Origin of the sequence: Myxococcus llanfairpwllgwyngyllgogerychwyrndrobwllllantysiliogogogochensis (genome assembly GCF_006636215.1) — a bacterium.
Lineage (GTDB): Bacteria > Myxococcota > Myxococcia > Myxococcales > Myxococcaceae > Myxococcus > Myxococcus llanfairpwllgwyngyllgogerychwyrndrobwllllantysiliogogogochensis.
In genome coordinates this window covers 1-11,513 of record NZ_VIFM01000334.1, presented here as the reverse complement: position 1 = coordinate 11,513, position 11,513 = coordinate 1, and the positions used below count along the sequence as shown (strand labels likewise).

Here is an 11,513-nt window from a genome sequence, read left to right as displayed (position 1 = left end):
GTGGTGGAGGCGGTGGGGGAGGGCGTCACGGACTTCGAGCCCGGGGACGCGGTGGTGCTCAGCTACTACTCCTGCCGGGCGTGTGGCACGTGCGAGCGCGGGCATCCCGCCTACTGCGAGCACGGGTACGCGGGGAACTTCTCCGGCGCGCGGCCGGATGGCTCCTTTCCCATGCGATGGCGCGGGGCGCCCATCCGCTCCGGCTTCTTCCACCAGTCGTCGTTCGCCACTCGGGTGCTGGCGCACCGGCACAACGCGGTGAAGGTGGACCGGGCGGCGCCGCTCGAATTGCTCGCGCCGCTGGGGTGTGGATTCCAGACAGGTGCCGGGGCGGTGCTGGAGGCGTTCCGGCTCCAGTCCGGACAGGCGCTCGCCGTCTTCGGCGTGGGCGCGGTGGGGCTCGCGGCGGTCATGGCGGCGCGTGTCGCCGGCGCGGCGAGCATCCTCGCGGTGGACCTGGACGCGGGCCGACTGGAGCTGGCGCGCGAGCTGGGCGCCACCGACACGTTCCTGGCGACGGAGCCCGAGCTGACGAAGACGATGCTCAAGCGCACCCGGGGCGGGGTGGACTTCGCGCTGGAGTGCGTGGGCATGCCTCAGGTGTTGCGCCAGGCCTTCGACGTGACACGGCCCCTGGGCACGTGTGGCCTGCTGGGGCTTCCCAGCCCCGAGGCGTCGGAGGTGACGCTGTCGATGACCCGCCTCCTCTACGGCAAGCGGCTGGTGGGCATCATCGAAGGGGACGCGGACCCGAAGACCTTCATCCCCCGGATGGTCGCGCTGCACGCGGAGGGGCGCTTCCCGCTGGAGAAGCTGAGCCGCTCCTACGACTTCGAGGCCATCAACGACGCGGTACACGACATGGAAGTGCGCACGGCCATCAAGCCCGTGCTGCGAATGCACGGAGGAAACACGCGATGACCTTCGACGAAGCGGTGAATGCGGGGCGGCTGGACGCGCAAGAGGCGCTCGCGTTGTTCGACAGCCTGCCCACGGTGGAGCTCGGGTTCATGCGAGGCACCTGGAAGGGCAGTGAGCTCCATACGGGGCACCCGATGGATGGGATGCTCGGTGCGACGGGCTGGTACGGCAAGCGGTTCGTCGACGAGGAGAGCGTGCACCCGCTGCTGTTCTACACGGAGGACCGCGCGTCGGTGTTCCCGGTCGACCCGAGGAAGTGGCCGTCGCCGACGATTCGCGGCCTCGTGGGTCCGCACCGGGCGGCGGTGGAGACCGAGAAGTTCAAGGCGCGCCTGCGCCTGACGGTGTACCGGGGCAAGGTCAGCGCGACGATGATCTACGACGACTGGCCCACGAATGACGTGTTCCGACAGGTCGATGCGAACACGCTGCTGGGGGTGATGGACGCCCGGGGGATGGCGGCGCAGTACTTCTTCGTGCTGCGCCGGGATGGCGCGTAGGGCACCCTGGATTGTTTCCCGCGTGGAAACAGTCCTCTGCCCGGTGCCCCATTTTTCGCGGACGCCCAGGTCTCTACTGTTCCTCTTGTCAGCAACGCACACCGCGGCAGACGCGGTGAACCCAAGAGGGAGTACGCCATGAGCGCCACCGTCCAGAAGACCCAGACCCAGCCCGACACCATCGTCCTCGTCCACGGCATGTGGATGACGCCCAGGAGCTGGCAGGGGTGGATTGACCGCTTCACGAAGGCCGGCTACCGCGTCATCGCCCCGTCGTGGCCCGGCCTGGAGGTCGGCGTGGAGGCGCTCCAGAAGGACCCGACGCCGCTGGAGAATCTGCGCGTGAAGCAGATTGTCGACCACTACGAGCGCATCATCCGCGCGCTGCCCACCCCGCCCATCCTCATGGGCCACTCGTACGGCGGCGCCTTCGTGCAGATGCTGTTGGACAGGGGCGTGGGCGCCGCGGGCGTCGCCATCCACTCCGCGCCGGTGAAGGGCGTCTACACGCTGCCGTTCACCACCATCAAGTCGACTGCGTCCACGCTGCTCAACCCCGCCAATGTGAACCGCCCCGCGCCGATGACGCCCGAGCAGTTCCACTACGCCTTCACCAACACGCTGACGCAGGAGGAGTCGGACGAGGTGTACCGCACGCAGTACGTGCCGGGCTCGGGCCGCGCGCTGTTCCAGGGCGCTCTCGCCAACCTGACGCCGCACTCCGAAGTCACCGTGAATCTGAAGAACGACGAGCGCGCGCCGCTGCTGTTCCTCTCGGGTGACTCGGACATCATCCTCCCGGCGAAAATCCAGCGGGAGAACGTGAAGCGCTACGCGAAGTCGAAGGCGGTGACGGAGTACGTGGAACTCAAGGGCCGCTCGCACTACACCGTGGCGCAGCCGGGCTGGGAGGCCGTCGCGGACCTCGCCCTCAACTGGGCCGCCCAGCACGCCACCGTCCGGAGCTGAGCATGGCGCGGCCCCAGCGCCCCGGTCCTCGCCGAGCAGAGGGCCGGGACGCGCGAGCGGCCCGCCAGGATGAAGGCAGCAATGACAGACGGTGGCCTGGCTAGGACGCCTTGGAGACCGCCAGGACGAACCGCGCGTAGCCGAGTTCCGCCGCGTTCTTCATCAATTCGAGCGAGGCCCAGGCCACGATGTCTCCGAAGGGCTTGCCCTGCAGCGGCCAGCGCGTGCGCTCCGTCGAGCGCAGGTCTTCGTCGCCGAGTCGTTCGATGTGGGCCCGCCATTCTCCGTGCAGTCGATGGACCCACTCGCGCACGCCGTCGGCGGTGCCGGGCCAGTACACGGCCTCTTTGGTCAGGGTCGCATCCGCGAACGAGTGGTTGAGCACCATCGACCACCAGAAGCCCAGATGCCACGTCAACCAGGCGACGCTCGCGGGCCCCAAGTCATAGCCCTCGTGTTCGGGCCAGTCCGCGCGCCAGTGTCCGTCCGCGCCTTGTTGAACGTGAAGGCCCACCCGGCCCGGGCGGCGCAGGCACTCCTCCGTGGTCAATCCCTCGAGATGGTACTGGGTGAGCGCCCAGGCGATGTCGAGCTGCCCGAGGAGGGTGTCTCTGACGGGATGGGTCATGGACCCCACGCTAGAGGGCGCCCCCAGGCGCCGTCCATGGCGCGTGGCGCGCGTCAAGTCACCCACGTTCCGGGACGTCACGTGCCCCTGCTCGTGGAGCCGAGCGCCCAGCCATGCCCGCGAAGCCCGCGCGGCCTGCGGCGCAGGGCCCCTCCCGCGGTTAGACTGCCGCCAATGAACTCCAGTCCATCCAGCCGCTCGGCCATCGTCGTGGCGGAGCTGGGGCCGACGAACACTGGAAAGACCCACCGGGCCATCGAGCGCATGCTCGAGCACGACACGGGGATGATGGGGTTGCCGCTTCGCCTGCTCGCCCGCGAGGTCTACGACCGGGTGACCGCCCGGGTGGGCGAGGGGCGGGTGGCCCTGATGACAGGGGAGGAGAAGCGGCTGCCTCCGCGCCCCGACTACTGGATTTGCACCGTCGAGGCGATGCCTCTGGACCGCACGGTCGACTTCCTCGCGGTGGACGAAATCCAGCTCGCCGCCCACCGTGAGCGCGGGCACGTCTTCACGGACCGTCTGCTGCATGCGCGAGGGCGCAAGGAGACCTGGTTCCTGGGCGCGGACACGATGCGGCCGATGCTCCAGTCGCTCATCCCCCACGCCTCGGTGAAGCGCGCCACGCGCCTGTCCCAGTTGCGCTACTCCGGGCGGCGCTCCCTGAAGAGCCTGCCTCCGCGCTCGGCCGTGGTCGCGTTCTCCGCGGACCGGGTGTACGAGCTGGCCGAGTCGCTTCGGCGCCTGCGCGGCGGGGTCGCCGTGGTGCTGGGGGCGCTGTCGCCCCGGACGCGCAATGCCCAGGTGGCGATGTATCAGTCCGGCGAGGTTCAGTACCTCGTGGCCACGGATGCCATCGGCATGGGGTTGAACCTGGACCTCAACCACGTGGCCTTCGCGGCGCTGTCCAAGTACGACGGCGCCGAGCAGCGAGACCTCTTCTCGGATGAGCTGGCGCAGATCGCCGGCCGCGCGGGCCGTCACCTCAACGACGGCAGCTTTGGCACCCTGAACACGCTGTCCGAGCTGTCCCCCCGGGTGGTCTCCTCCATCGAGTCACACCAGTTCCCCGCCGTGCGCAGCCTCATCTGGCGCAACGCCGAGCTGGACTTCGCGAGCCCGGAGGCGCTGCTGGACTCGTTGACCCGGGCACCCCGCCACAACGCCTTCATCCGGGTGGAGCGCGCGGATGACTTCGATGCGCTGAAGGACCTCTCCCAGGTCCCCGCCGTCCGGGACCTGGTGACGGACCGCGCGGGCGTCGAGCTCTTGTGGCAGGTCTGCCAGATTCCCGACTTCCGCAAGGGCCTCTTCGGCCAGCACGTCGGGCTGCTGCGGGAGACGTTCCTCCAACTCGCCGAGGGCGATGGGACGTTGGACGCGACGTGGCTCGGCAAGCAGGTGTCACCGCTCGACGACGTCTCGGGGGACCTCCACACGTTGATGGACCGGCTCGCCGCCATCCGCATCTGGACGTACATCAGTCATCGCTCGTCATGGTTGCATGACGCCGAGCAGTGGCAGGAGCGCACGCGCCACATCGAGGATGCGCTGGGGGATGCCCTGCATGAGCGACTCGTCGAGCGCTTCGTGCAGCGGGCCGCGCGCAGGAGCGCACGGCGCTTCGTGAGGGCCACGGCGCCTGTCGCCGGGAGCGGCTCCGACAGTCCCTTCGCCAAGCTGGGGCTCCTCCTGGGTGAGGTGGCGGGGGCGGACGGCCCGGCGCTGACGGAGGAGCAGTTCGTCCAGCGCGTCGTTGATGCGACGCATGAGGCCTTCGAGGTGGATGCGTTGGGAAGCATCTCGTTCGAGGGGCAGCCGCTGGCGCGACTGGTGCGCGGCACGGACCGGCGCTCGCCGCAGTTGGCCCTGGCGGAGCCGGAGGTCTGGACGGGCGGCGCGCGGCGGCGGCTCGAGCGGCGGCTGAACGCCCTGGCGAGGGACCTGGTCACCGAGGCGATGGGAGGTTTTCCCGCCGAGTCCCTCACCGGCGCGGGGCGTTCCGCGGTGACGCGGGGACTCTCCTACCGCCTGGCGGAAGGGGTGGGAGTGATTACCCAGGGCGAGGCCCGGGAGCAGTGGGGGCTGATGGACGGGGAGTCGCGAGAGCGCTTGAGGACGCTGGGCGTCCGCGAGGGGCGACGCTACTTCTACGTGGCCAACGCCCTGTCGCCTCCGGCGATGGAGCGGCGCTGCATGCTGACGGCGCTGTTTCTCCAGAAGCCCGCACCCAAGGGGGTGCCGAGTGAAGTTTCGCTCGAGGCGTCTGTGTTCGGCGCGAGGGAGGCGCGAGCCTTCGGGTACGAGGTGCTGGGCTCCGTGGCGTTGCGAATCGATGTCGTCGAGCGGCTCGCTGAGGCGCTGCGTCATCCGTCCGGCGCGCGGCAGGCGCAGACGCTCATGCAGGAGCTGAGGCTGGAGGCCGGCGCGCGCGCGGTGGTGCTCCGGGAATTGGGGGGGCCGTCGGGGAGCGCCGCGATGAAGCGCCGCCGCCGTCGCCGTCGAGGGAGCCAGAACTCCCCCGCAGTGAAACAGGCTGCGGGCTTGCATCCCTCCTCCCGGGAGAGCGGCACGGGTGCGCGGGGAGCCCCGGGCGGACCCAAGCCGGAGTGAGGGCTGGCGACGGGTGCTGTTCATTGAGGCTGTTGGATTGAATTGAGCTGGGATTGCGGGACCTGTCCTCGGACGAAGGTACGATGCCCGTGTTGAGTCGTGCGGGTGGCGCTTGGGGGATGGGTTGAATCATCGCAATCACTTCCCGCAAATGCATATCGCTCGCATAAGTCAGACAAGTTCACCCGCGAGCGAGGGAGTCCCATGTCCAGCCAGATCAGTCGTCGTGCGCAGTCAATCCCTTGCTTCCTTGTTCTCACATTCGGAGTCGTCCTCTTCGCCAGTCCAGCGAGCGCGCAGCTCGTGGCCCTGGAGTGCCCTGGCACCATCGCGGCGACGTACAATCCAGGCATCAAGCTCGAAGCCCAGGCCATCTCCGCGACGGCGATGGGAAGCTTCGGGCCCTGCGTCGGTGTGCCGCTGACCTTGCCCTCCGGTACCTTCACCGCCACTGGCGGCGGCACCTTGAGCTGTGTGACGGGAGATTCAACCTTCGATGCGGTCATCAACTGGAATGACAACTCCACGAGCAACGCGTCCGTCACCGCCACCATCGACGTACGCCCCGGGGGCGCGGTCGTCGTCTATACGGGGACGCTGAGCAGTGGGAAGTTCAGCGGCGCGACCATTGTCATCACCGTGGCCCTCCTCACGACGGACCTCGACAATTGTCTCACCGCGCAAGGCGTGACATTCACCAGTGGCGCGGGCACCATCACCTTCGCCAAGGTCCTGTGACGGCTCGCCCCGGCACGGGTCCAAGCCCGTGCCGGGGCGGCATGCGCCTGACGTGAGGGGCTCAGCGCAGCGCTGGCAGCACCCGCGCGGCGAAGGCGTCGATGAACGGCTCCTGCCAGCGATTGACGTTGTGCAGGTAGAGGTGACTGAACCCGAGCGCCACGTCCTGGGAGAGCCAGTCCACGTGGCGCTGGAGGCTGGAGGCCACTCGCACGTGGCCCTCCAAATCCCTGGGCTGCACCGTGCGCGCAAGCTCCTCGAACTGGGAGGGGCGGCGCAGGTCCGTGAGCACGGAGCTGGCGAAGATGTTCGGAGCCCACTGCTCCATGGCGCCCTGGAGCGCGGCCTGCTCGTCCTCGGCCCACGACAGCTGCACCTTGAGGAACATGGGCTTGCCCTCGCCGCCTCCGCGATGAAAGGCCTCCACCATCTTCCGCAGCTCCTCGGGAGGCTTGCTCACGGTGATGAGGCCATCCGCCCAGCTCCCCACCCACTCCGCCGTCTGGGGAGTGATGGCCGCGCCCACCAGCAGGGGCGCCTGGGCCGGGCGTGAGTAGAGCTTCGCCTCCTCCACCCGGACGAGTCCTCGGTGCGTCACCGTCTCTCCCTGGAAGAGGGCGCGCATCACGTCCACGCACTCGCGCAGCCGGGCGTTGCGCACATCCTTCGGCAGCCAGGGCTCTCCCGTCACGCCTTCGTTGACGAGCTGCCCGCTGCCCAGCGCCGCCCAGGCGCGCCCTGGAAACATTTCCGCGAGGGTTCCCAGGGCCTGCGCGATGATGGCGGGGTGGTAGCGCTGCCCCGGCGCGTTCACCACGCCCACGCTCGTCAGCCGCGTGGTCGCCAGGGCCGCGCCCATCCAGCTCCAGGCAAAGCCGCTGTGTCCCTGGGCGTTGCTCCACGGGTGGAAGTGGTCGGAGTTGAGCGCGGCCGTGAAGCCCGCGGCGTCCGCGCGATGCACCAGCCGGAGCAGCTCGCTGGGAGGAAACTGCTCGTGGGAGGCGTGGTAGCCGAGCGTGAGCATGCGCGCGCACGGTGGTGTCGCCTTCTTGGTTTCGCGAGTCCACCTGATGACCAAGTGTGCGCTGTCGCACGCATGTGTCACGTCGTGGCGGCGCCTCTGCCTCGGCATCCCCACCCTGCACGCAGGGAGACGGATGATTCAGGACCTCTGGTACAAGAACGCGGTCATCTACTGCCTGGACGTCGAGACGTTCATGGACGGAAACGGCGACGGCGTGGGCGACTTCATCGGCCTCCAGCGTCGCCTGGACTATCTGGCCGGCCTGGGTGTCACCTGTCTGTGGTTGATGCCCTTCCACCCGACGCCCAACCGCGACAACGGCTACGACATCACCGACCACTATGGCGTGGACCCCCGGCTGGGGACCCCCGGTGACTTCGTGGAGTTCACGCACCAGGCGAAGCAGCGCGGGATGCGCGTCATCATCGACCTGGTCGTCAACCACACCAGCGACAGGCACCCGTGGTTCCTGGACGCGTGCAAGGGCCGCGACAGCCGCTTCCATGACTTCTACGTGTGGTCCGACAAGAAGCCCCGCGACGCGCATGAGGGCATGGTCTTCCCCGGCTCGCAGAGCACCACCTGGACGCAGGTCCCCGCGGTGAAGCGCTGGTACTTCCACCGCTTCTTTCCCTTCCAGCCGGAGCTCAACGTCGCCAACCCCGCCGTGCGCGAGGAGCTGCTCAAGGTGATGGGCTTCTGGCTGGAGCTGGGCGTGTCCGGCTTCCGCGTGGACGCGGTTCCCTTCCTCGTGGAGCTCAAGGGGACGAAGGACCACGGGAACAAGGACCCGTACGCGCTGCTCAGCCGGATGAGGGAGTTCCTCTCGTGGCGCAGCGGGGATGCCATTCTCCTGGCGGAAGCCAATGTCACCATGGACGAGGTGATGAACTTCTACGGCAAGGAGGGAGACCGGATGCAGATGGTCTTCAACTTCGCCGCCAACCAGAACTTCTTCCTCTCGCTGGTGACGGAGGACGCGACGCCGCTGGTGGAGGCGCTGCGCTCCGCGCCCCGGCTGCCCCACCTGGCGCAGTGGGCGAACTTCCTGCGCAACCACGACGAGCTGGACCTGGGGCGGCTGCCAGCGGCGGCGCGCAAGCGCGTCTTCGCGGAGCTGGGCCCGGAGCCGAGGATGCAGTTGTATGGGCGGGGGCTGCGCAGGCGGCTTGCCCCCATGCTCGCGGCGGACCGTCGCCGGCTGGAGCTGTCGTTCAGCCTGATGCTCTCGCTGCCGGGCACTCCGGTGCTCTGGTACGGAGACGAGCTGGGCATGGGCGAGGACCTGTCCCTGCACGAGCGGCAGAGCGTGCGAACGCCCATGCAGTGGTCCAACGAGCCCCATGGGGGCTTCACCCGGGCGCCGGAGCCCTTCCGCCCGGTGGTGGCCAGGGCGCCCTTTGGTTTCCCCCAGGTGAATGTCGAGCAACAGCGCAGGGACCCGTCCTCGCTGCTCAACTGGATGGAGCGCATGGTGCGCATGCGCAAGGAGTGCCCGGAGTTGGGCTGGGGCGCGTGGAAGCTCCTGCGTGTGAGGCCTCCGCACGTCCTCGCGCTGCGCTACGACTGGAAGGGCGAGACGCTGGTGATGCTGCACAACCTGTCTGGCAAGGCGTGCGAGGTGGGCTTCTCGCCCGGTGGGCCTCCGGCGCGGCTGGTGCATCTCCTGTCGGAGGCGCACTCCGCGCCGGGCAAGGCAGGGCGGCATCGGGTGACGCTGGAGGGGTACGGCTACCGGTGGTTCCGGATGGAGCCCCGCGACGTGCCCGCCGCCACGGCTTGAGCGCTCGCGGCGCGTACCTGCCTGGGACGGCGCCGCGCTAGGCTGCCACCCATGCTGACGGGTGGTGGGTCGAGGATTCTCGCGGGAGTCGGAGTCGTGGGCGCGGTGGGCTTCCTCCTCGCGATGGACACGGGGCGTCCCGAGGTCCGGCTGATGACGAAGGCGGTGCCCATGCTCTGCCTGCTCCTGTGGCAGTGGCCCCCTCGGGAGCGTTATGCCCGCTGGGTCTTCGCGGGCCTGGGGCTGTCGCTGCTCGGCGACGTGTTGCTGGACCTGGGGCCGGAGTTCTTCCTGCCCGGCCTGGGCGCCTTCCTGTTGGCCCACGTGAGCTACACCGCCGCGTACCTCACCGTGACGCGCGGACTCCAGTGGGTGAGGGCGCTGCCCTTCCTGCTCCTGGCCGTGAGCGCCAGCGTGTTCCTGTGGCCCGGCCTGGGGGACATGGCGCTCCCCGTGTCAGTCTATGTCGCCGTCATCTGCACGATGACCTGGCGCGCGGCGGCGATGCTGGGCACGCCCGGCCTGTCACGCCTGGAGCAGCGGGCCGCGTTCGCCGGAGCGCTGCTGTTCGCCGTCAGTGACGGACTGCTCGCCATCAGGCTCTTCGTGCAGCCCGTGCCCGGCGCTGGTTACGCCATCATGTTGCTGTACTGGGCCGCGCAGCTCAGCATCGCCGTCTCAGCTCGCGGGCCGCGCGCCCACCCCGCGAGCGCCGGGCACTCCCTGGCTTGAGGGGGCCCGCGCGGTGGCGGGCGCCCCTTGCCGCACCTGTCAGTGGCGGGTTTCCTTGGGCGCGCTGAATGAGCGCAGGAACTCGATGAGCAGCCGCGCGCCGTAGCCCGTTGCCCCCTTGGAGCGCCACGCCTTGTCACTGTCGATTCGCGACGTCCCCGCCATGTCGATGTGCGCCCAGGGAATGCCGTCGACGAACTCCTCCAGGAACAGGCCCGCGGTGATTTGACCCGCGTTCACCCCGCCGATGTTCTTGAGGTCCGCGACCTCTGAATCGAGCTCGCCCCGCAGGCGCTTGTCGAGCGGGAACTGCCACACCGTCTCATCGGACTTCTCGGCCGCCGCGCGCACCTGGTCGACGATGCCCTGATGGTTGCCCATGACCCCGGCGTTGTCGTTGCCCAGGGCCCGCTCACAGGCTCCGGTGAGCGTGGCGATGTCGAGGATGGCGTCGGGGGCTGGCTTCTCTTCGGTCGCCAGGACCAGGCCGTCCATCATCACGAGCCGGCCCTCGGCGTCGGTGTTCAGGACCTCGATGGTCTTCCCGCCCCGGGCCGTCAGGACGTCGCCGAGCCGCATCGCCTTGCCTCCCGGCATGTTGTCCGTGCACATGAGATACCCGGTGACGGAGGCCTTGACGCCGAGCGCGGACAAGGTGGACATGGCGGCGAGGATGGCGGCCGCGCCGGACATGTCTGTCTTCATCGCGGCGTGGACCAGGTCGTTGGGCTTCAGGCCGAGTCCGCCCGAGTCATACATGATGCCCTTGCCAATCAACGACACGCGGCCGAGGGGCTCGAGGGCCTTGCCTCGCTCGTCTTTCGGCCGATACGAGAGCTTGATGAGGCGCGGAGGCTCCGCGCTCCCGGCATTCACCCCGAGCATGCCGCCGCAGCCCATCTTCGCGAGGGCCTTCTCGTCGAAGACCTCGATGTCCAGCCCCGACGCGGCCGCCACCACGCGGGCAATCTCCTCCACGCGGCGCGCGGTGAGGAGCGTGGCCGGCGCGTTGGCGAGGTCTCGGGCCAGCTCGGTGGCCCGGGCCGTGATTCGGCCACGCTCGACGCCGCGCTTCACCTCTTCGAGGGGCAGCGACGACGACAGCAGGGTAAGGGCCTCCAGGGGCGGCTCCTGCTGGGAGGTGCGCTTGAGCGGGCGATAGCGATAGCGCGCCAGGAGGACTCCCTCGACGACCGCCTGCGCGGCGACGTCGGGCGCGATGCCGCCGAGGTCCGGCAGCGTGAAGCCGAGGTGGACGTAGTGGCCCGCCGCCCGTGCGAAGGCCGCCGCGGCATCGCGCAGGGACGCGAGGTCACTGTCTGCCTTTTCTCCGATGCCGACGACGACGAGCGCCGAACCCTCCGCGCGTGGAATGACGAGGGACTGGCCGACCTTGCCCGTAAAGCCAGCCGCCTTGAGCTGGGCCCGGCTGAGCCCCAGCTCACGGGGGACCTCCCCGTCGACTCCGACAGGGATGCCTAGCACTACTGCGTCAGGGGCCCGATGGGTGGACGGGGAGGCCGAGCAGGAGACGTGAGTCGCGGTGGGGGTTGGTGCGGTGGCAGGTGGGGCAGCGCGGCAACCAAGAGGCAATCACTCGCGCCA

The 11,513-nt window shown here is 69.2% G+C and carries 10 protein-coding genes; 7 read left to right on the top strand and 3 right to left on the bottom strand.

Annotated features, from left to right (window positions below; genetic code table 11):
- From FJV41_RS44060 to FJV41_RS44050, 3 genes are all read left to right on the top strand, one after another.
- The coding region (locus tag FJV41_RS44060) for an NAD(P)-dependent alcohol dehydrogenase (protein WP_141648636.1) at nt 1-921 on the top strand (921 nt) is incomplete at its 5' end.
- On the top strand, nt 918-1,421 hold the full coding sequence (locus FJV41_RS44055) for a DUF4334 domain-containing protein (RefSeq protein ID WP_141648635.1): 504 nt from the start codon (nt 918-920) through the stop codon (nt 1,419-1,421). The genes FJV41_RS44060 and FJV41_RS44055, both read left to right, overlap by 4 nt.
- Nucleotides 1,422-1,559: 138 nt before the next feature.
- Complete coding sequence (locus FJV41_RS44050) at nt 1,560-2,390, top strand: alpha/beta hydrolase (protein ID WP_141648634.1); 831 nt, start codon at nt 1,560-1,562, stop codon at nt 2,388-2,390.
- Between the two features lie 100 nt (nt 2,391-2,490).
- Here FJV41_RS44050 and FJV41_RS44045 read toward each other — a convergent pair whose 3' ends face one another.
- Nucleotides 2,491-3,018, bottom strand: a complete 528-nt coding sequence (locus FJV41_RS44045) for a DinB family protein (protein ID WP_141648633.1) — start codon at nt 3,016-3,018, stop codon at nt 2,491-2,493.
- Nucleotides 3,019-3,192: 174 nt separating this feature from the next.
- Between FJV41_RS44045 and FJV41_RS44040 the strand changes: the two genes are divergently transcribed.
- Nucleotides 3,193-5,631, top strand: coding sequence for a helicase-related protein (locus FJV41_RS44040; protein WP_141648632.1), 2,439 nt, complete (start codon nt 3,193-3,195; stop codon nt 5,629-5,631).
- A gap of 303 nt (nt 5,632-5,934) precedes the next feature.
- Nucleotides 5,935-6,369 carry a hypothetical protein gene (locus tag FJV41_RS44035; RefSeq protein WP_141648631.1) on the top strand — a complete coding sequence of 145 codons (435 nt, stop codon included), beginning with the start codon at nt 5,935-5,937 and terminating at the stop codon, nt 6,367-6,369.
- A gap of 61 nt (nt 6,370-6,430) precedes the next feature.
- On the opposite strand, the gene FJV41_RS44030 is transcribed toward FJV41_RS44035, so the two are convergent.
- On the bottom strand, nt 6,431-7,393 hold the full coding sequence (locus FJV41_RS44030; RefSeq protein ID WP_141648630.1) for a TIGR03885 family FMN-dependent LLM class oxidoreductase: 963 nt from the start codon (nt 7,391-7,393) through the stop codon (nt 6,431-6,433).
- Nucleotides 7,394-7,526: 133 nt separating this feature from the next.
- Here FJV41_RS44030 and FJV41_RS44025 point away from each other — a divergent pair, with 133 nt between their 5' ends.
- On the top strand, nt 7,527-9,176 hold the full coding sequence (locus tag FJV41_RS44025) for an alpha-amylase family protein (protein ID WP_141648629.1): 1,650 nt from the start codon (nt 7,527-7,529) through the stop codon (nt 9,174-9,176).
- Between the two features lie 51 nt (nt 9,177-9,227).
- Nucleotides 9,228-9,908 carry a lysoplasmalogenase gene (locus tag FJV41_RS44020; protein WP_141648628.1) on the top strand — a complete coding sequence of 227 codons (681 nt, stop codon included), beginning with the start codon at nt 9,228-9,230 and terminating at the stop codon, nt 9,906-9,908.
- Nucleotides 9,909-9,947: 39 nt separating this feature from the next.
- On the opposite strand, the gene FJV41_RS44015 is transcribed toward FJV41_RS44020, so the two are convergent.
- The gene (locus FJV41_RS44015) at nt 9,948-11,393 is read right to left on the bottom strand and encodes a leucyl aminopeptidase (protein ID WP_246137803.1); all 1,446 of its coding nucleotides are present in this window, start codon (nt 11,391-11,393) and stop codon (nt 9,948-9,950) included.
- Nucleotides 11,394-11,513: the final 120 nt, after the last annotated feature.

What these genes read in the sequence shown, in the direction of transcription:
- FJV41_RS44055 (WP_141648635.1), top strand. Translation starts at nt 918, where the DNA reads ATGACCTTCGACGAAGCGGTGAATGCGGGGCGGCTGGACGCGCAAGAG.
- FJV41_RS44050 (WP_141648634.1), top strand. Translation starts at nt 1,560, where the DNA reads ATGAGCGCCACCGTCCAGAAGACCCAGACCCAGCCCGACACCATCGTC.
- FJV41_RS44045 (WP_141648633.1), bottom strand. Translation starts at nt 3,018, where the DNA reads ATGACCCATCCCGTCAGAGACACCCTCCTCGGGCAGCTCGACATCGCC.
- FJV41_RS44040 (WP_141648632.1), top strand. Translation starts at nt 3,193, where the DNA reads ATGAACTCCAGTCCATCCAGCCGCTCGGCCATCGTCGTGGCGGAGCTG.
- FJV41_RS44030 (WP_141648630.1), bottom strand. Translation starts at nt 7,393, where the DNA reads ATGCTCACGCTCGGCTACCACGCCTCCCACGAGCAGTTTCCTCCCAGC.
- FJV41_RS44025 (WP_141648629.1), top strand. Translation starts at nt 7,527, where the DNA reads ATGATTCAGGACCTCTGGTACAAGAACGCGGTCATCTACTGCCTGGAC.
- FJV41_RS44020 (WP_141648628.1), top strand. Translation starts at nt 9,228, where the DNA reads ATGCTGACGGGTGGTGGGTCGAGGATTCTCGCGGGAGTCGGAGTCGTG.